The organism is Rhodococcus sp. B50, from assembly GCF_013602415.1.
GTDB lineage: Bacteria > Actinomycetota > Actinomycetes > Mycobacteriales > Mycobacteriaceae > Rhodococcus.
In genome coordinates this window covers 3853496-3872508 of sequence record NZ_WPAG02000002.1, presented here as the reverse complement: position 1 = coordinate 3872508, position 19013 = coordinate 3853496, and the positions used below count along the sequence as shown (strand labels likewise).

The window sequence follows — 19013 nt, the reverse complement described above, 5'->3', positions numbered from 1 at the left end:
GTGAACGCTCAGCACCGTTCGTCCTCGTTTCAGGAGACGCGTGTCGGAGGCCTCGTACGGCCCCTGCTCAGCGCCCGCGAGAAGGAAGTTCTGCTCACCTGGCTGGCAGCGGATTCCAAGACCGACGCGGCCGGGCAGTTGTTCATCTCGGTGGGCACGCTGAACACGCACCTGCAGCGGATCCGCCTCAAGTACGCGGCAGCCGGGCGGGATGCCTCGACGAAGGCGAGCCTGCTGGCACGCGCGCTTCAGGACGGATTGACGGCGCTGGACGAATGGTGACGCGGCGGCACCCGGGAACTCAGGGATCGTCGGGAGTGCAGGGCACGGCGAACCTCCAAGGCGCGGTCGACAGGTCCCCGACAGTCCCGTGGAAAAAGTTGCGAATCGGATATTAGCGACAAATCACCAGGATGTGTGCAGTTCGTCCACCGGGTTCAGGCTGCGCGCAGGGAGCTCAGAGCCGCGTGCTGCTCGATACCGACCCGCCCCGGCGCGACGGCGAGCGCCACCGCGGTCTGCCGCGAGTCGAGACCGACGATGGTGCGCAGAATGAGGATCTCCTGCTGAAGACGCGTCAGGGGAACCGATTCGGGACTCACGAACTCGGCATCGGCCGCGCCGGAGACCACCGTGTAGGCCAGCCGCAGGAAGGGTCGGTCGGCCCCGGTGGGCGCGGCGAGGTCGGCGAGGATCGCGCGGCAGGCGGCCGGAGCGAGCCGGTCGGCCTCCGCGAAGGTGCCTCCGGCGGCTTTCGCGCGGGCCCGGAAGTAGCCGGTCACGAGCGGATGCAGGTCGCGCAGAAGTCGCGGGATCGCGGTGGCGTCGCCGGCCGCGACCGTCCACGCCAGCTCGCACGTCGTGAACTGCGATGCGGTGACATCCGTCCCCGCGCCGAATCTCCGTCCGCCGCTCGTCATTCGCCCCCCTCGTGGCTCGATTCCGAGCCTAGGGTGAGGACGTCGCCTCCGGCATCCATCGTTCGGATGATTCTTCTCTTGTGACCCGATGGTGAGCGGGCCGCAATCTGTGGGGCAGCCACCGGGGCGGACGGTCGGGCGCCTGATCGAGTACCCCGCCGACGGGATCATCGACGAAGCCGTATCGCACGGGATCCCTCACCGGACGCCGGATCTGCCACAGCACCACCGCACACAACGCCACCACGGCGACATCACGCAGGAAGACCGTGCCGGTGAACCACTGCTCCGGGAGCCCCTTCCGATCAGGACCCAGGTAGTAGTACATGCGCGGAACCCATACCAGCGCATCGATCGTCATCCAGGCGAACAGCGCGCGGCGGTGCGGTACGGCCAGCACGGCGAGCGGCACGAGCCACAACGAATACTGCGGACTCCACACCTTGTTGGTGAGCAGGAAGGCCGCGACGAGCAGGAAACACAACTGCGCCAGGCGGGGACGCCGCGGCGCGGTGAGCCCGATCCAGCCGATCGCAACGCAGGCCGCGGCGAACAACGCGAGCGAGACCCCGTTGAAGGTCGAGGCCGACCAGGCCGGCCAGCCCAGGAACGAATGCAGCACGTTGTAGATCGAATCCGGATCCGCTCCGCGATCGGAGTTGAGGCGGAAGAACTCCGCCCATCCGCGCGGGTACAGCACCATGATCGGCAGATTCACGACCAGCCACGCAGCGGCGGCAGCTCCTGCGGTGCGGGCGAACGACCGCAGGTGGCCGGTACGCAGACACAGCACCAGCAGCGGACCGAGCAACAGCAACGGATACAACTTCGTCGCCGCCCCGAGACCGAGCAGGACACCGGCGAGAACCGGTCGACGTCGGGCCCACGCCAGCAGGCCTCCGGCAGCGAACGCCGTGGCCAAGGCGTCGAAATTCGTGAACGCGTGCACCACGACCAGCGGGGACGCCGCGACGAGGGCGGCGTCCCAGACCCTTCGGCCCGCCGACATCGCAGTGGCCCACACCGTGGCGAGCCAGGCGAGCGCGAGACCGACCGCGACGACCGAGAAGTAGATCGCGACCTGCAGGGCGTCAGGAAGCCACGGTGTGGCATCCCACGCCTTCGCGATGCGCATCGACCCGTACTGATAGAGACCCGCAAGCACCGGATACTCCATGTACCGGGTCTGCATCTGCCCGTCGGGACCGGGTTCCTCCCACGACGTCCGGTACGGGAAGGCGCCCTCGGCGAGCCGTTCGGCGCCGTAGAGCGGAACGATGTCGGAATAACACATCGCCACGTACTGTCGGTTGCCGCTCCAGTCCAGGCCGAGCGCGCCGTCGGGTCCGACGGGTCCCTGCTGGACACAGGCCGCCTTCGTGAACCAGCCGAAGGCGAGGAAAACGACCGCGAGCAACAGCATCGCCCGTAGTGGAGTGAAGAAGCGGGTGCGCCCGAGCACGGCATGCCGGCCCACCGGACCGCCGATGACCGCGGTCAGGCGCGACACCGTCGGATCGGTGCGCCCGGGGGTGTCGCGCCAGTCCAGGGAACGACGATCCTCGGCCGGTGGTGCAGCGGACACCACCGGCCGGGCGTCGGATTCCCGGTCGTCGCTCACGCGGCGAGGCTACCCGGCCGGAGCGTATTCGAACGCGCCCTGGGGGCTGCCGTCCTGCGCACCCTGGAGCCCGGCTCCCTGTGCGCCCGGAATCGCGGGGCTCTCGAGTCCCGGGATGCGGTTCTGCGGAGGCGATCCGCCATCGCCCGAGTCGTCGCCCGTACCACCACCGGTTCCGCCGCCGGTGTCCTCCCCGTCCTCCTGCTGACCGCCGGTACCGGGGCGGGTGGGCACGCTCTGGGTGGTCGTCTGCGGGGCGACACCCGGAACCGGGATCGTGACACCGGGGAAGATCTCCACGTTCTGGGTGGTGATCTCGGGAACCTCCGGCAGGCTCGGCACGACGCGCGAGGTGGTGGTCTCCTCCCGGGTGGCCGGGGCCGTCGTCGTCGCGGTCCACGCAGGCACGCCGGAGACGCCGGCGATCGCTGCCGGCTTCGGGAACGATTCGACGTCGGTGCCCTCGAGGGCTCCGTCCATCGTGTCCTTCCAGATGTCCGACGGGATGCCCGATCCGTAGATCATGCCGCCCCAGCTGTTCTCGAGGGGCAGGCCCTCCTCGGTGCCGACCCATACCGCGGTCGACAGCGACGGGGTGTAACCGACCATCCACGCGTCCTTGTTGGAGCCGGTGTCGCCGAGCTGGGCGGTACCGGTCTTCGACGCGGACGGACGGCCTCCGGCCAAGGCGTGGCCGTTCGAATACGCGGCGATCGGGGTCATCGCGGAGGTGGTGTTGTCGGCCACCGCCGCATCGACGACCTGCTCGCCCGCGGGAGTGCCGCGGTCGAGGAGGACCTCACCGTCGGACGTCACGACCTTCTGCACGAAGTACGGATCGTGGTGCCGGCCGGACGCCGCGAGCGTGGCATAGGCCGACGCCATGTCGAGCACCCGCGACTGGTACTGGCCCAGCACGATGCCGTAGTTGGGGCCGATGCCACCCGGCTCGGTGAGCGTCTCGCCGACACCCGGCAGTTCCTTCGCAATACCCAGCTTGTGGGCCATGTCGGCGATGGCCTGCGGGCCGTTGTCCATCTCGAGCATCATCCGGTAGAAACTCGTGTTCAGCGACCGTTTGAGGGCCTCGGCGATGGTGCACTGCCCACACGACTCACCCTCGACGTTGCCGATCTTGATGCCGTTGACCGTCAGCGGACCGCTGTCGTAGGTCTTCGACAGCGGCACACCCTGATCGAGGTTGGCGGCGAGGCCGAACACCTTGAACGACGAACCGGTCTGCAGACCGGACTGGGCGAAGTCGTAACCGACACCGCTCTCACCGCCGTAGTAGGCGCGGATCGCCCCGGATCGGGGATCCACCGACACCACCGCGGTGCGCAATTCCTCGGGTTCGCCCTCGAGATTGGTCTGCGCTGCCTCGACCGCCGACTGCTGGGCCTGCGCATCGATCGTCGTGGTGATCTGCAGACCGGCCGTGTTGAGGAGGTTCTCGTCGATACCCTCGCGCGACAACTCGGCGAGCACCTGGTTCTTGATCAGCCCTTCGGGACCGGACGACTGGTCGCCGTTGTCGAGTTCGGCGATCGGCACATATGCCGGGTACTGCATTCCCGACCGCTCGGCCGCATCGAGCGTGCCGGCGGAGACCATGCCGTCGAGCACGTAGTTCCACCGTGCTTCCGCACCCTCGGGGTTCTGCTCGGGATCGAGCAGCGACGGCAGCTGGATCGACGAGGCGAGCACGGCACCTTCCTCGACGGTGAGCTCACCGACAGGCTTGCCGAAGTACGCGTTCGACGCCGCTGCGATGCCGTAGGCACCGCGGCCGAAGTAGATGGTGTTGAGGTAGGCCGCGAGGATGTCGTCCTTGGCCCACTGGTTCGCCATCTTCGTCGACAGCACCAGCTCCTTGAGCTTTCGCGTCAACGTCCGCTCGGAGCCGACGACCGCGACCTTCACGTACTGCTGGGTGATGGTCGAACCACCACCGGCGCTGTCGCGACCGAGCACGTTGTCGCGGGCGGCACGCGCGAAACCGGTGACCGAGAAGCCGGGATTGCTGTAGAAATCACGGTCCTCGGCGGCGAGCACGGCGTTGCGGACGTGCACGGGAATCGCGTCGAGTTCGACCTCGGTGCGGTTGCCCTCCGGCGGGATCACCTTCGTGATGACGCCCTCACCGTCGGAATTGAAGATGGTCGCGGCCTGGTTCGTCTGCAGCTCACCCGGACGCGGCACGTCCTGGACGACGTACGCCAGCATGAACATGAGGATCGGGACGAGGATGCCCGCGGCGACGACGCCGTAACCGACCCGGCGGATCGTGCGCCAGCGGTTGCTCTTGCCGTCGCCCTTTCCGCCACCGGCTCCACCGCCGGAACCACCACCGGGCGGAACGGTGGGAGGTCCGCCCGCAGGAGGGCCCCCGGCGACGCGCGTCGTGGGTGCATCCCCCGCACGATTCGCACCGCCGATGGGGGTCGACGCAGCGACCCGCTGTGTCGGGGCGTCCGCTCCGGGACGCTGTGTCGGGGCGTCCGCTCCGGGACGCTGTGTCGGGGCATCCGCTCCGGGACGCATCGCGACGGTCGGATCGGCCTGCGGCGAGCGTTGGACGGGGGGCACCGCACCGGGCGGCAACGTGCCGGGACGCGGCGGCATCGGCTGGTTGGGGTTACGCGGCTGGTTCGCGCCCGGAGCGGGCATCGGTCCGCGCGGCGGGTACGGCTGTCCCGGCCGGCCCTGCTGGGGACCCGGTCCCTGCCCGGGACCTTGGGGACGCGGACCCTGACCTGGGGCTCGAGGCGGGTACGGAGGCCGGCCGACGGGTCCGCCCGGCTGCCCTTGACCCCCCGGCCGACCCGGCTGACCCTGCGCTCCCGGCTGACCCTGCGCTCCCGGCTGACCCTGCGCTCCCGGCTGACCCTGCGGTCGCGGCTGAGGAGGCAACGGACGACCCTGCACCGGACCCGGAGCAGGGCGCTGCTGTCCCGGACCCGGCTGTCCCTGACCGGCAGGAGGACCGGAACGTTGCTGCCCGGGCTGCGGTCCGGCGGGACCACCGCGCTGGGGCGGAACGGCCTTGTTGTCCTCGGGTTCGTTGTCGGGGGAACTCACGTACTCATCTCCAACTGTTCTCGCGACGCATCACGCCGCGGCCTCGACACTGCTCCACGGATAGCCGATCGACGACGCCGGTGGACGGCAACCGTTCGACGATGTGCGCAGCGGACGACGCGACGATCAGGTCGTGCGGGTCGGACCCAGGAGCGAACTCCACAGGAAAGCGTACGGGCACGTCGCCGGTGCCCCTTCACTCGCTGGCGGTACGACGGCTCGATCCCGTCGACCGGCGACGCGGGCTCTTGGGGGCAGGTTGCGAGCCCAGGACGTACGACTGCACCAGATGGTTCCAGCTACAGGTACGGCACACCTCGACCACGTGGACCGAGAATTCCTCCTGGCTGGCGGCCAGACGCACCAGCTCCTCGGGAGTGCGCGCCGACCCGGACACCGGACCGAGCTTGTCGCCGAAGACCCACGAGACGAGGGTCAACTGCTCCTTACGGCAGATGGGGCACACCACATCGCTGCCCCGTCCGTGGAATTTCGCCGCCCGCAGCAGATAGGGGCTCGCGTCGCAGACCTCGCTGACTCCGCGCCGCCCCGAGTAGACCTCCGCGAGCAGCGAGCGTCGCTGCAACGCGTAGTCCACCACCTGCCGCTGAATTCGCACGGCTTCCAGAGTACGTGCGGGTGCCACGGCGGTGGGCGCGGAGTGGCCCACCGGGTGCAGACGATGTGCCCGTTCGATCCGACACATACCCGGTTCTCCGGCACCGCGCGTGACATATATCGCCCGCGGCGTATCGTCGTATATATCGGCGCGATATAGTTCTGCGTCGTATCAATCGGTTGGTTCGGACGGAAACAGGAGGTGACCCGTGCTGGAACTGGCGATACTCGGGCTCCTCCTCGAGTCGCCCATGCACGGCTACGAGCTGCGCAAGCGTCTGACCGGGCTCCTCGGTGCCTTCCGTGCCTTCTCCTACGGGTCGCTCTATCCGACCCTGCGGAGGATGCAGGCGGACGGCCTCATCGAAGAGGATTCGGGAACTCCCGGTCCCGTGAAGCGACGTGCACGTCGCGTCTACCAGCTCACCCCCAAGGGGCGAGAACGCTTCACAGAGCTGGTCGCCGACACGGGACCGCAGAACTACACCGATGACGGATTCGGCGTGCACCTCGCCTTCTTCGGTCGCACTCCCGCCGAAGCGCGGATGCGAATTCTCGAAGGCAGGCGCCGCCAGGTCGAGGAGCGCAGAGAAGCGCTCCGCGATGCGATCGGACGGGCCAGCGGCACTCTCGATCGTTACACCCGTCAGCTCCATCAGCTCGGCCTCGAGTCGAGTGAGCGCGAAGTGCGCTGGCTCAACGAACTCATCGCCGCCGAGCAGTCGTCAGCAGCACGCAACAAAGAAGGAGAACCCGACCATGGGTGAGAACAGCACCGCGGTGCGCGTGGCCATTGTGGGCGTGGGGAACTGTGCCTCCTCCCTGGTCCAGGGCGTCGAGTACTACAAGGATGCGGACGCCGAGACCACCGTCCCCGGCCTGATGCACGTCGAATTCGGTCGCTACCACGTGCGCGACGTCAAGTTCGTCGCCGCGTTCGATGTGGATGCCAAGAAGGTCGGCTTCGACCTCTCCGAGGCGATCCTTGCGAGCGAGAACAACACCATCAAGATCGCCGACGTGCCGCCGCTCGGCGTGCCCGTCCAGCGCGGTCACACGCTCGACGGCATCGGCAAGTACTACTCCGAGACCATCGAGGTCTCCGACGCCGAGCCCGTCGACGTCGTCCAGGCTCTCAAGGACGCGCAGGTCGACGTTCTCGTCTCCTACCTGCCCGTCGGATCCGAAGAGGCCGACAAGTTCTACGCGCAGTGCTGCATCGACGCCGGTGTCGCCTTCGTCAATGCTCTCCCCGTCTTCATCGCCTCCGACCCCGAGTGGGCACAGAAGTTCACCGACGCCGGTGTCCCGATCGTCGGCGACGACATCAAGTCGCAGGTCGGTGCCACCATCACCCACCGCGTGATGGCCAAGCTGTTCGAGGATCGCGGCGTCGTGCTCGACCGCACGTACCAGCTCAACGTCGGCGGCAACATGGACTTCAAGAACATGCTCGAACGCGAGCGTCTCGAGTCCAAGAAGGTTTCCAAGACCCAGGCCGTCACCTCGAACCTCAACGGTCCGCTGGCCGGCAAGGTCCACGACCGCGACGTGCACATCGGTCCCTCCGACTACGTGCAGTGGCTCGACGACCGCAAGTGGGCGTACGTCCGCCTCGAGGGTCGCGCCTTCGGTGACGCCCCGCTCAATCTCGAGTACAAGCTCGAGGTGTGGGACTCCCCGAACTCCGCCGGCATCATCATCGACGCCATCCGCGCAGCGAAGATCGCCAAGGACCGCGGCATCGGTGGCCCGATCCTCCCGGCTTCGGCCTACCTGATGAAGTCCCCGCCGGTCCAGATGGCCGACGACACGGCGCGCGCCGAACTCGAGGCGTTCATCATCGGAGCCGACGCGTAAAGCCGTTCTCCGGCACGATTTCCGACGAAGGCCGCACCCCCGGGGGTGCGGCCTTCGTCGTTGTCGCCGGGCGGGTTCCGACCCGTCTAGGCCATCTTCCGGATCACCGACAGCGGCAGCACCTTCATGGCGTAGCCGAGCGGAATCCACGGCCAGCCCGGCACATATGCCTTGGCGGGCTCCTTCTCGATCGCAGCAGTCAGTGCACGGCAACCGGTTTCGGTGTCGACGATGAACGGGACCTTCTTCACCTTCTCGTTGATCTCCGACCTGATGTATCCCGGGAAGATCGTGCTCACCGAGATGTCGGTATCCGCGAGATCGGCCCGCATTCCCTCACCGAGCGAGGCGACTGCGGCCTTCGACGCGGCATAGGTCGTCAGGTTGCGCGGCATGCCCCGCACCGCGCTCATGGACGAGATGAGGACGACGTGCCCACGCCCACGGGGTCGCATGAGCTCGAGGGCCGCTTCGCTTTGCGCCAATGCACCGAGGAAGTTGGTGTTCGCGGTCTGCGCATTGGCACGGAAGTAACCGGTACCGAGGGGCTGCCCCTTGCCGAGACCGGCATTGACGATCACCCGGTCGAGACCGCCGAGCTCGTCGTCGAACTCGCGGAAGACGGTGAACACGTCGTCGTGCCGGTCGACGTCGAGGGCACGCACACTCACGGTGATACCCGGATACGCGGCGAGCAGTTCCGAGCGTAGTTCCGCGAGTCGCTCGACGCGCCGGGCGGCGAGCGCCAGATTGCGTCCCCGTGCGGCGAATTCACGCGCCATACCGGCACCGAGTCCGGAACTCGCACCGGTGATGAGGATGTTCCGTCGCTGCGGGCGACTCATCGGCTCTCCTTTTCGTGACGATCGATCAATGCACTGCAACGGGATTCGAGATAGCCGACCACGATCCAGAAGTCCTTGAAGGCGGGATTGGTGGTATGGCCGTGATGATAGCGGTAGTAGATCTGCTGGGCGATGACGGCGAGCCGAAACAGACCGAACACCTCGTAGAAGCCCCAGCCGTCCACCGGCAATCCGGTTCGCTCGGAATAATATTCGACGATCTCCTGCCGGGTGAGCATGCCCGGCAGGTCGGACGGCTGCCGCTTCGTCAGCAGCAGCATGTCGTCGTCGTCGGCCTGCACCCAGTAGGCGAGCGACGATCCGAGATCCATCAGGGGGTCGCCGATGGTGGCCAGTTCCCAGTCGAGCACCGCGACCGGCTTCAGCGGGTCGTTCTCGTCGAGAACGATGTTGTCGAGCCGGAAGTCGCCGTGGATCACGGTCTGCGCGACGTCCTCGGGCTGCCGCGCCGCCAACCATTCGGTGACACGGGCGAAGTCGGGGACGTTGTCGGTGCGGGCCTTGGCGTAACGGCCGGTCCAGCCTGCGACCTGCCGTGCGACGTAACCGGAACCGCGACCCAGTTCGGACAGTCCCGCGGACTCCGGATCGATGCCGTGCAGTTCGACGAGCAGGTCGACGATGCGCAGGCACAGTGTGCGGGTGTCCGCTTCGGTGAGGTCGAGGTTCGTGGGCGGATTCGTCCGCAGGATGGTGCCGGGAACCCGGTCCATGACGTAGAAGTCGCTGCCGAGCACACCGTGATCGGTGCACAGGCCCACCATGGTGGGCACGTACGGGTAGACCGGTGCGAGCATCGCCTGGATGCGGTACTCGCGTGCCATGTCGTGCCCCGACGACGGCTTCGCCCCCGCCGGCGGGCGACGCAGCACGAGATCGCGGTCCGGATAACGCAGCAGATAGGTGAGATTGGATGCGCCGCCGGAGAACTGGCGAACTTCCGGTACTCCTCGGATGACGGCCTTCGCATCGAGCCAGGCAGCGACCGCGTCGACGTCGAAGGCGTCCTCGTCGCGCACGGCGCGGGCGTTGTCGGGAAGTGCGGTCATCGTCGGAATCTCCCGTCTCACGCGTACTTGCCGAGCTCGAACCGGGCGACGAGCCCCTGGTGCACCTCGTCGGGCCCGTCGGCGAGACGCAACGCTCGCGCCGCCGTCCACGCACCGGCCAGGGGGAAGTCGTCGGAGAGCCCGCCGCCGCCGTGGATCTGGATGGCGAAATCGACGATCTGCTGGGTGACGCGCGGTGCGGCCACCTTGATCTCCGAGACCGCCGAGCGCGCCCCGGCCAGACCCTTCGTGTCGAGCAGCCATGCCGCGTGCAGGACCAGCAGTCGCAGCTGGTTGATCGCGATACGGGCGTCGGCGATGCGTTCACGGTTGCCACCGAGGTTGATGATCGGCTTGCCGAAGGCGGTGCGTTCGAGACCGCGGCGGCACGCGAGTTCGAGAGTGTGTTCGGCGAGTCCGACCAGGCGCATACAGTGATGGATGCGTCCGGGTCCGAGCCGTCCCTGAGCGATCTCGAATCCCCTTCCGGGACCGGCGATGACGGCATCGACAGGCAACCGCACGCCGGTGAAGGACACCTCGCCGTGGCCGCTGGGCTCGTCGAAGAAGCCCATTGTCGGGAGCATGCGCTCGACCTTGACACCCGGCGTGTCGATGGGCACCAGAACCATCGAATGTCGTTGGTACTTGTGAGCTTCCGGATCGGTCAGACCCATGAAGATGAGGACCTTGCAGTCGGGGTGGCCGACGCCGGTGCTCCACCACTTGCGTCCGTCGAGCACGATCTCGTCACCCTCGACCACGGCGGTCGCGGCCATGTTCGTCGCGTCCGACGAGGCGACCTCCGGTTCGGTCATGCAGAAGGCCGAGCGGATCTCGCCGTCGAGCAGGGGCCGGAGCCACTGCTCCTTCTGCGCGGCGCTGCCGTAGTGGTAGAGCACCTCCATGTTGCCGGTGTCGGGCGCGTCGCAGTTGAACACCGCGGAGGCGAACTGCGAGCGGCCCATTTCCTCGGCGAGCGGGGCGTATTCGACGTTCGACAATCCGGCGCCGAGTTCGGCGTCGGGCAGGAAAAGGTTCCACAGGCCTTCGGCGCGGGCCTTGCGCTGCAGCTCACGGAATTCGGGTGAGACGGCCCACCTCTCGGCGGCGTCGATATCACGTCGTCCTTCACCCGCCGCGCGTCGCGCTGCCCGCAGTCGCTCCTCGACAGGAGCGACCTCGGTGGCGATGAACGCCCGCAGGCGGTCGAGATAGTCGCGACTGCGTTCGGACTGTGCGAAATCCATCGGGTGCCTTCCGTCGAGTCGACCGGGAACTGCCCGGTCGGGCGGTCGTAACTGAGCGATGCTCAGTTAGGCTATCGGTGTGAGTACTCCGCGACAAGAGGCACCCAAAGGTCGGCGTCGTCTGCCGCCGGAGGAACGTCGCCGGCAACTCGTGGCGATCGGACTGCAGGAACTGTCGACCCGGCCCATCCACGCCCTGTCCATCGACCGCGTCGCCGAGATCGCCGGCATCTCCCGCGGCCTGCTGTTCCGTTACTTCCCTACCAAGCAGGACTTCTACGTCGCCGTCGTCGGCGCCGCGTCACGCCGGCTGCTCCGCGCAGCGGATCCCGACCCGGACGAGCAGGATCCGCTCCGGGCCGTGCTGCACCCGTTCGTCTCGTTCATCGACCGCCACGGCGACAACTATCAAGCCTTCTTCCACAGCGGTGTCGGATCCGACCCCCAGATCCGCGATATCCACGACTCCATGCGCGACACCATGGTCGAGCGGGTCGTCACGGCGCTGGCCTGCGACGACACCCCCGTGACCCGCATGCGACTGCGGGCGTGGTGGGCGCTCGTGGAGTCGCTGGCGATCGACCGGTTCCGCGACGGGACCCCGAGCGTCGACGAGATCGTGGACTATTCGGCCGCGCTGTTACCGACGGTGCTGGCCGGGCCGTAGTCCCGGAGTAGCTCGTCGAGAACGAAGGGGAGGTTGTGTGCGTCCCCGGCCGGGAAAGCGCACACATCCTCCCCCTCGGTGAACGGGTGAAGTACTTGTCTACAAACCGGGGATCTGGATCGTGACGCCGGGGAACACCTCGATCTGCGACGGCACCGGGACGGGGAGATCGACCGGCGGCGCAGGAATCGTGATCGGCGGCAGGTTCGACAGGTCGGGGAGCTGGAAGGTCGGCGGCGGTGGCGGAGTGGTGATCTCGACACCGGTGTCCTTCGGGACGCCCGCCTGACCACCGATCGGCGCCGGCCACGGGAAACTCTCGACCGGCGTGCCCTCGAGGGCGCCGTCCATCGTTCCCTTCCAGATGTCCGAGGGCAGACCGGAGCCGTAGATCGACCCACCCCAGCTGTTGGTGATCGGCCCGGCATCGGGGGTGCCCATCCACACGGCCGTCGACAGCGACGGCGTGTACCCGACCATCCAGGCGTCCTTGTTCAGACCGGTGTCGCCGAGCTGCGTGGTGCCGGTCTTCGCGGCCGACGGCCGGCCACCGGCGAGCGCATGCCCGCGCGAATACGCGGCGATCGGCATCATGGCCTGGGTCGCGTTGTCCGCGACCGCGGCGTCGAAACGCTGCTCACCGGGTGAGGGCGGGCGTTCGAGGAGCACGACCCCGTCGGCCGTCACGACCTTCTGCACGAAGTACGGCTCGTGGAAGACACCGGACGCGGCGATCGTCGCGTACGCCGACGCCATGTCGATCACCCGGGACTGGTACTGACCGAGGACGATGCCTCCTTCGGGAGACCCACCGTTCTCGCTCAAGGTCTGCCCCTCGACGCCGGGAATCGTCTTCGGAATACCCGCCGCGTGCGCGGCGTCGGCGATCTTCTGCGGGCCGTTCGACATCGACATCATGAGCCGGTAGAAGCTCGTGTTCAGCGACCGCTTGAGCGCCTCGGCGATCGTGCATCGCCCGCACGACTCGCCTTCGACATTGCCGATGCGGACGTTGCCCACCGTCAGCGGCGAACTGTCGAAGCGCGCGTTCAGGCCGATCCCGTCGTCGAGCGCGGCGAGCAGGCCGAACACCTTGAACGCCGAACCGGTCTGGACGGGTGCCTGCGCGAAGTCGAAGCCGGCGCCGTCCTCACCGCCGTAATAGGCGCGCACGGCCCCCGAGCGGGGGTCGACCGAGACCACCGCGGTGCGCAATTCCCCGGGTTCCCCGGACAGTGTGGACCGGGCTGCGTCGATCGCCGCCTGCTGTGCCCTCGGGTCGATGGTGGTGGTGATGCGCAGGCCCTCGGTGTTGAGAGTCTGTTCGCTGATCCCCGCCGCCGACAGCTCGCGCAGCACCTGAGTGCGGATGTGGCCTTCCGGTCCCGTCGCCTCGGTGGCCAGCACGAGAGTGTTCGCCGGCACCGTCGGGGGGAACACCTGGGCCGACCGCTCGGACGGGTCGAGGACGTCCATGTCGACCATGCCGTCGAGCACGTAGTTCCAGCGCTCTTCGATCGCCGGGAGGTTGTACTCGGGGTCGAGCGAGGACGGCGTCCGGATGACCCCGGCCAGGACGGCACCCTCGGAGACCGTCAGTTCCTCGACCGGTTTGCCGAAGTAGGCCTGGGACGCCGCGCCGATGCCGTAGGCGCCGCGTCCGAAGTAGATGGTGTTGAGATACGCCTCGAGGATTTCGTCCTTCGACCACTGCCGCGCCATCTTGGTGGAGATGACAAGTTCGCGCATCTTGCGTTCGAGCGTGCGATCAGCGCCGACGAGCACGTTCTTGACGTACTGCTGGGTGATCGTGGAACCACCACCGGCGGTGTCCTTGCCCATGACGTTGTCGCGGGCCGCACGAGCGAAACCGGTGATCGAGAAGCCCGGGTTGCTGTAGAAGTTGCGGTCCTCCGCCGACAGCACGGCGTTGCGGACATGTTCGGGGATCTGCGCGATCCCGACCTCGAGACGGTTGCCCTCCGGCGGGACCACCCGGGTGATCTCGGTGGCGTCGTCGGCCGCGTAGACCCGAGCGAGCTGGTTCGTCTTCATGTCCGATGGAGTCGGCACGTCCGCCGAGTAGTACGCGCCGGCGAAGACGCCGAGCGGTACGAGCACGGCGAGAACGAACGCGACGAGTACGGCGTAGCGGACGATGCGTCCCCTGCTCTTCTTCGCTGCGGCCGCAGCGGCACGCGAGGAGGTCGACCTTTTGGGGCTCGTCACTCGTTCCACTTTCTCCGTACCGGACATCCGAGCGGGAAGGTCTCCCGCCCACCGTATGGTACGGAAACGACCGCAGGACGCCTCCGGAACACCGGTTCGGTGCTCCTTCTCACGTCACCCGAGTGATCATCCCGATCGGCGCCACGCGCGGAACACGAACCCCCACATCACGACGAATGCGAGCAGCACGAGAGACGGCACGACGCCGGGTTGCGGCGACGTCAGCTCGGCGACTGCTGCGATCACGGCCATCACCGTGAACACCGTGAGGAGGCCGAGCAGCATCTCGAGTCGGTTCCGGCGCGGAACCTTCCTCACGACTTGACGCCACCCGCGGTCAGACCCGAGATGATGCGCCGCTGGAAGATCAGCACCATCACCACGAGCGGCACCATGACGAGGGTGCCGCCGGCCATGATCGACGCGTACGGGGTGACGTACGGATCGGTGCCGGTGAATCGTGCCATCGCGACCGTCACCGGAGCCGTGCTCTCGCTCGACAGCTGCGACATCAGCAGATACTCGTTGACGGTCGCGATGAAGGCGAGGATCGCTGTGGTGAACAGGGCGGGGGCGGCGAGCGGCAGCATGACCAGACGGAAGGCCTGCCCCCGCGTCGCACCGTCCATCCGGGCGGCCTCCTCGAGTTCCCACGGCAGTTCCGAGAAGAACGAGGTGAGCGTGTAGATGGTCAGCGGCAGCACGAACGAGATGTTCGGGATGATCAGCGCCTGGTACTTGCCGATCCAGCCGATGTCGGTGAACAACTGGAACAGCGGCGTCACGAGCGCGACGACGGGGAACATCGACGCACCGAGGATGATGCCGGTGACGAAGTACTTGCCCCGGAAGTCGAACCGCGACAGTGCGTAGGCGGTGAACACGCCCAGCAGCAGCGCGACCGCCGTGGTGGCGCCGGCGATGATCACGCTGTTGAGCAGCGCCCGGGAGAAGTTGACCTTCGCGTCGGGGTCGAGCGCGTCGGCGAAGTTCTGCAGGGTCGGGTTCGACGGCCACAGGGTCGTGCTGAACGTCTCCGACGGGTCGCGCAGTGCCGTGACGACCATCCAGTAGCAGGGAGCCAGGCCCCACACGACGATCAGCGCGACACCCACATAGGTGCCGACCGTGCTCAGCCTGCGCTTGAGCGGCACCGTGCGGGTCTGTACCGGCGCCGGCTCCGGTTCGGGTCGGCTGCGGGGTATCTCGGTGGTGACGGTCATACGACTTCCCCCTTGCGCTGCTTCTCCTGCGTACTCACCGCATTGGCACCGAGGAACCGCACCAGCACGAAGGCGACGGCGAAGATGAGCAGGAAGGTGATCGTGGACAGGGCGGAAGCGGAGTTCGCGCCCTGACGCATCTGGTCGACGACGAGCACCGAGATCGTCGACGTCGCGGGATTCGAACCCATCATGATCGCGGGCAGGTCGTACATGCGCAGCGCGTCCATGGTGCGGAACAGGATCGCCACCATGAGGGCGGGCTTCACCAGCGGAAGGGTGATCATCTTGAACCGCTGCCAGGCGTTGGCGCCGTCGACCTTCGCCGCCTCGTAGACGTCCTGCGGGATCATCTGCAGTCCGGCGAGGATGAGCAGCGCCATGAAGGGCGCCGTCTTCCAGACGTCGGCGACGATGATCGCGAACCGGGCGGGCCACGGATCGGCGGTCCACAGGTAGTCGGTGCCGAGCAGCTTGTTGGCGGCACCGTCGTTGGCGAAGATGAAGAACCACAGCTTGGCGGTGACGGCGGTGGGGATCGCCCACGGTACGAGCACCGAGGCGCGCAGCAGACCGCGACCCCGGAACGACTTGGCCATCACGACCGCCATCGCGAAACCGATCACCGTCTCGAGCGAGACCGTCACGACGGTGAAGAAGAAGGTGTTGAAGATCGACTGCCAGAACTGCGAGCCGAGGGTGCCCGGAGGGCAGGGAATCGAACCGGTGGCGGTACCGCAGGTCTGGGTGATCCAGCGCGTGTAGTTCTCGATCCCGACGAAGCCGCCGGTGACGAACCGCCCGGTTTCGGGATCGAGCCGCTTCGCGTCACCGTGCAGCGACATCCACACCGCTCGGCCGAGCGGGTACAGGATGATCACGGCGAGGACGAGCATCGACGGTGCGACGAACATCCAGACCGGGATCTTGCGACGCGTCTTCACCTCCGCGGCGGGAGGTGCGGGCACGCGGTGACGTCCGCCGACACGTCCGCGGTCGGGACCGGACACGGTCCCGACCGCGGAGGCGTGTGGCGGATCCGCGGGATTGTCGACCTGCGGGTCAGCCATGTACTGCTCCTAGAGCATCAGTTGCCGGCGGTCTCGATGCCGGCCTCGGTGTCGTCCAGCGCCTGCTGGACGGTCTTCTCGCCACGGATCGCAGCGTAGGCGTTGTCGGCGATCGCCTTCGACACGGCCGAGTAGTACGGCGACGCCGGACGCGGCTCGGCCGCCTCGAGGGCTTCCTTCAGCGTCGAGAAGTAGGGGTACTGCTCGAGGATCGACGCGTCGTCGTAGACCTCGGCGAGAACCGGGGCGCCACCCGCCTCCGCGTAGTACATCTGCGACTGGCGGGTCTGCATGAATTCGAGGAAGTCGCGCGCGGTGGCGGGAGCATCCGAGAACGCGCTGATGCCGACGTTGTACCCCCCGAGCGTCGAGACGCCGGGGCCGTCGACGCCGGGCAGGACGGCGATGCCGTAGTTACCGGCGACCGACGACGTCTCACCGTCGGTGTAGAAGCCGGGCCACGTGCGCAGGAACAGCGCCTCACCGTTACCGAAGGCGGTCTGCGACTCACCCTCGGTGTAGGTCTGGGCGGCGGCCGGAATGATGCCGTCCTCGAAGTTGTCGACGATGAACTGCAGGCCCTCGGCCGTCTTGTCGTCGACGGCCGGGGTCAGGCCGTCCTCGGAGACGAAGGAGCCGCCGAAGGCATTGACGATCTCGGTGACGTTGACCGTCAGGCCCTCGTAGTTCTTGAACTGACCGATGTAGCAGGCGATGCCCGCCTCCTCGGCCTTCGGGCACTCGGCCTTCAGGTCGTCCCAGGTCGCGGGTGCCTGGTCGACAAGATCGGTGCGGTAGTAGAGGAACGCGCCGTTGGTGTTCTTCGGCGCGGCGTACAGGGTGCCGTTGTAGGTGCCCGACTCGACGGTGGCGGGCAGCACGCCCTCGGTGTCGATCGCCAGGTCGTCCTCGAGGGGGAGCAGCCAGCCGTTCGCAGCGAACTCCGCCGTGTTGGTGACGTCGACGGCGATGAGGTCGTACTCGTCGCTCTTGGCCTGCATCCGCTGGGCGATGTCGGCGTACTGGTCGTTGGCCTCCTTGGCGAGCGGCTTGAACGTCACCTGCTCGTCGGGATGCTCGGCGTTCCAGTCGGCGATGATGCTCTCGAGCGCCGTGTTCAGGGGATCCTGCCCCTCGACGATCGTGATCGGGCCGCGGCCCTCACCGGAAGCAGCGGTGCCCTCGCCGCCGGTCGAGGTGTCGTCGCCACCGTTGTCCGACGAGCAACCGGCGAGAACGAGCGCGGTCGCGGCCGTTGCGGCGATCGCAGCCCTCCGCATCGCCTTCGTATTCAGAACCATCAACAACTCCCCATTTCGAGGTCGAAAAACACACGTCGGTGACCCAGGTGCACCGACACCGGCCACTACTGTGGCACGCACCACCGGTAAAAGTCGGCATTCCGCCCATCCTGAATCGGTCGAGTGTCGACTCCATCGACCGATTCCGGAGCGGTGATCAGCCGATCCGCTTCCCGTCCGACGTTCCGAAGACGTGTACCTGCTCGGGGTCGAAGCGCAGGTACAGCCGGTCGCCCTTCTGTGGGGGATTACGCCAGTCGCTGCGCGCGACGATCTGCTGCACGATTCCGCCGACGTCGGCCCGGCCGTAGACATAGGCCTCCGAGCCGAGTTCCTCGACGACGTCGACGTCCATGGCCAGACCCTCGTTCGAGATCTCGAGGTGTTCGGGGCGGATGCCGAGCACGACCTCCTTCTCGGTGACCTGTCCGACCACGTCGCGCGGGATCGGGACGTGCGTGTCGCCGAGCAGCGCGCCACGGTCGAACACGGGGAGGCGGAAGAGGTTCATGGCGGGCGAGCCCATGAAACCGGCGACGAAGACGTTCGCGGGCTTGTTGTAGAGCACGCGCGGTGACGCGCACTGCTGCAGGATGCCCTTCTCGAGCACCGCGACGCGATCGCCCATCGTCTTGGCCTCGACCTGGTCGTGGGTGACGTAGACGGTGGTGGTGCCGAGCCGGCGCTGCAGCTGCGCGATCTGCGTGCGGGTCTGGACGCGGAGCTTGGCGTCGAGGTTCGACAGCGGTTCGTCCATGAGGAAGACCTGCGGCTGGCGGACGATGGCACGACCCATCGCCACGCGCTGACGCTGACCACCGGACAGCGCCTTGGGCTTGCGGTCGAGGAACTGCTCGAGGTCGAGCATCTTCGCGACCTCGACGACCCGCTCGCGGATCTCGTTCTTGGGCGTCTTGGCGAGCTTGAGCGCGAAGCCCATGTTCTCGGCGACCGACATGTGCGGGTACAGCGCGTAGTTCTGGAACACCATCGCGATGTCGCGTTCCTTCGGATCCTGCCCGGTGACGTCGTTGTCGCCGATGAGGATGCGCCCGCTGTGCACCTCCTCGAGGCCGGCGAGCATGCGCAGCGAGGTCGACTTGCCGCAGCCCGACGGCCCGACCAGGACGAGGAACTCACCGTCCTCGATCTCGAGGTCGAGCGCGTCGACCGCGGGCGTACTCGAGCCGGGGAACAGGCATGTGGCCTTGTCGAAGGTCACCGACGCCATCTCGCAGATCCTTTCCGAAGCGGAACA

The 19013-nt window shown here is 67.4% G+C and carries 17 protein-coding genes; 4 read left to right on the top strand and 13 right to left on the bottom strand.

Going from position 1 to position 19013, the window contains the following annotated elements:
- Window positions 1–282 carry a LuxR C-terminal-related transcriptional regulator gene (locus GON09_RS18225; protein ID WP_213933019.1) on the top strand — a complete coding sequence of 94 codons (282 nt, stop codon included), beginning with the start codon at window positions 1–3 and terminating at the stop codon, window positions 280–282.
- Window positions 283–437: 155 nt separating this feature from the next.
- On the opposite strand, the gene GON09_RS18220 is transcribed toward GON09_RS18225, so the two are convergent.
- From GON09_RS18220 to GON09_RS18205, 4 genes are all read right to left on the bottom strand, one after another.
- Complete coding sequence (locus GON09_RS18220) at window positions 438–920, bottom strand: RNA polymerase subunit sigma-24 (protein ID WP_213933018.1); 483 nt, start codon at window positions 918–920, stop codon at window positions 438–440.
- A gap of 28 nt (window positions 921–948) precedes the next feature.
- Window positions 949–2541 (bottom strand): glycosyltransferase family 87 protein, encoded by a 1593-nt coding sequence (locus tag GON09_RS18215; RefSeq protein WP_213933017.1) that lies wholly within the window; start codon window positions 2539–2541, stop codon window positions 949–951.
- Window positions 2542–2550: 9 nt separating this feature from the next.
- Window positions 2551–5211, bottom strand: a complete 2661-nt coding sequence (locus tag GON09_RS18210) for a transglycosylase domain-containing protein (protein ID WP_213933016.1) — start codon at window positions 5209–5211, stop codon at window positions 2551–2553.
- Between the two features lie 607 nt (window positions 5212–5818).
- Window positions 5819–6241 (bottom strand): DUF5318 domain-containing protein, encoded by a 423-nt coding sequence (locus GON09_RS18205; protein WP_213933015.1) that lies wholly within the window; start codon window positions 6239–6241, stop codon window positions 5819–5821.
- A gap of 208 nt (window positions 6242–6449) precedes the next feature.
- On the opposite strand from GON09_RS18205, the gene GON09_RS18200 reads away from it, so the two are divergent.
- Together GON09_RS18200 and GON09_RS18195 are read left to right on the top strand one after the other, a co-directional pair.
- On the top strand, window positions 6450–7007 hold the full coding sequence (locus tag GON09_RS18200; protein WP_016932952.1) for a PadR family transcriptional regulator: 558 nt from the start codon (window positions 6450–6452) through the stop codon (window positions 7005–7007).
- On the top strand, window positions 7000–8100 hold the full coding sequence (locus tag GON09_RS18195) for an inositol-3-phosphate synthase (RefSeq protein ID WP_213933014.1): 1101 nt from the start codon (window positions 7000–7002) through the stop codon (window positions 8098–8100). The genes GON09_RS18200 and GON09_RS18195 overlap by 8 nt, the downstream gene beginning before the upstream one ends.
- Before the next feature lie 86 nt (window positions 8101–8186).
- Here the strand turns inward: GON09_RS18195 and GON09_RS18190 are convergent, their stop codons facing one another.
- The 3 genes from GON09_RS18190 to GON09_RS18180 are packed head-to-tail and all read right to left on the bottom strand — an operon-like array spanning window position 8187 to window position 11265.
- Window positions 8187–8945 (bottom strand): SDR family oxidoreductase, encoded by a 759-nt coding sequence (locus GON09_RS18190; protein ID WP_213933013.1) that lies wholly within the window; start codon window positions 8943–8945, stop codon window positions 8187–8189.
- A complete protein-coding gene (locus GON09_RS18185; RefSeq protein WP_213933012.1) occupies window positions 8942–10015 on the bottom strand; it encodes a phosphotransferase family protein in 1074 nt (357 codons plus the stop codon). The genes GON09_RS18190 and GON09_RS18185 overlap by 4 nt, the downstream gene beginning before the upstream one ends.
- Before the next feature lie 17 nt (window positions 10016–10032).
- Complete coding sequence (locus tag GON09_RS18180) at window positions 10033–11265, bottom strand: acyl-CoA dehydrogenase family protein (RefSeq protein ID WP_213933011.1); 1233 nt, start codon at window positions 11263–11265, stop codon at window positions 10033–10035.
- Between the two features lie 79 nt (window positions 11266–11344).
- Between GON09_RS18180 and GON09_RS18175 the strand changes: the two genes are divergently transcribed.
- On the top strand, window positions 11345–11932 hold the full coding sequence (locus GON09_RS18175) for a TetR/AcrR family transcriptional regulator (RefSeq protein ID WP_307854408.1): 588 nt from the start codon (window positions 11345–11347) through the stop codon (window positions 11930–11932).
- Window positions 11933–12031: 99 nt separating this feature from the next.
- Here the strand turns inward: GON09_RS18175 and GON09_RS18170 are convergent, their stop codons facing one another.
- The 6 genes from GON09_RS18170 to GON09_RS18145 form a co-directional block, all read right to left on the bottom strand.
- Window positions 12032–14188 carry a transglycosylase domain-containing protein gene (locus GON09_RS18170; RefSeq protein WP_244865555.1) on the bottom strand — a complete coding sequence of 719 codons (2157 nt, stop codon included), beginning with the start codon at window positions 14186–14188 and terminating at the stop codon, window positions 12032–12034.
- Window positions 14189–14287: 99 nt separating this feature from the next.
- Window positions 14288–14479 (bottom strand): hypothetical protein, encoded by a 192-nt coding sequence (locus tag GON09_RS18165; protein ID WP_213933009.1) that lies wholly within the window; start codon window positions 14477–14479, stop codon window positions 14288–14290.
- Window positions 14476–15384, bottom strand: a complete 909-nt coding sequence (locus tag GON09_RS18160) for a carbohydrate ABC transporter permease (protein WP_244865554.1) — start codon at window positions 15382–15384, stop codon at window positions 14476–14478. The genes GON09_RS18165 and GON09_RS18160 overlap by 4 nt, the downstream gene beginning before the upstream one ends.
- Window positions 15381–16454 carry a carbohydrate ABC transporter permease gene (locus GON09_RS18155; protein WP_213933008.1) on the bottom strand — a complete coding sequence of 358 codons (1074 nt, stop codon included), beginning with the start codon at window positions 16452–16454 and terminating at the stop codon, window positions 15381–15383. Before GON09_RS18155 ends, GON09_RS18160 begins: the two co-directional genes overlap by 4 nt.
- Window positions 16455–16471: 17 nt before the next feature.
- Window positions 16472–17755: an ABC transporter substrate-binding protein gene (locus GON09_RS18150; RefSeq protein WP_213933007.1), complete on the bottom strand. Its 1284-nt coding sequence runs from the start codon at window positions 17753–17755 to the stop codon at window positions 16472–16474.
- Window positions 17756–17912: 157 nt separating this feature from the next.
- Window positions 17913–18986 (bottom strand): ABC transporter ATP-binding protein, encoded by a 1074-nt coding sequence (locus GON09_RS18145; RefSeq protein WP_213933006.1) that lies wholly within the window; start codon window positions 18984–18986, stop codon window positions 17913–17915.
- Between the last annotated feature and the right edge of the window lie 27 nt (window positions 18987–19013).

Coding starts and splice junctions, on each gene's coding strand:
- GON09_RS18220 (WP_213933018.1), bottom strand. CDS start 920: ATGACGAGCGGCGGACGGAGATTCGGCGCGGGGACGGATGTCACCGCA.
- GON09_RS18210 (WP_213933016.1), bottom strand. CDS start 5,211: ATGCCCGCTCCGGGCGCGAACCAGCCGCGTAACCCCAACCAGCCGATG.
- GON09_RS18195 (WP_213933014.1), top strand. CDS start 7,000: ATGGGTGAGAACAGCACCGCGGTGCGCGTGGCCATTGTGGGCGTGGGG.
- GON09_RS18190 (WP_213933013.1), bottom strand. CDS start 8,945: ATGAGTCGCCCGCAGCGACGGAACATCCTCATCACCGGTGCGAGTTCC.
- GON09_RS18185 (WP_213933012.1), bottom strand. CDS start 10,015: ATGACCGCACTTCCCGACAACGCCCGCGCCGTGCGCGACGAGGACGCC.
- GON09_RS18180 (WP_213933011.1), bottom strand. CDS start 11,265: ATGGATTTCGCACAGTCCGAACGCAGTCGCGACTATCTCGACCGCCTG.
- GON09_RS18170 (WP_244865555.1), bottom strand. CDS start 14,188: ATGTCCGGTACGGAGAAAGTGGAACGAGTGACGAGCCCCAAAAGGTCG.
- GON09_RS18160 (WP_244865554.1), bottom strand. CDS start 15,384: ATGACCGTCACCACCGAGATACCCCGCAGCCGACCCGAACCGGAGCCG.
- GON09_RS18155 (WP_213933008.1), bottom strand. CDS start 16,454: ATGGCTGACCCGCAGGTCGACAATCCCGCGGATCCGCCACACGCCTCC.
- GON09_RS18150 (WP_213933007.1), bottom strand. CDS start 17,755: ATGGTTCTGAATACGAAGGCGATGCGGAGGGCTGCGATCGCCGCAACG.
- GON09_RS18145 (WP_213933006.1), bottom strand. CDS start 18,986: ATGGCGTCGGTGACCTTCGACAAGGCCACATGCCTGTTCCCCGGCTCG.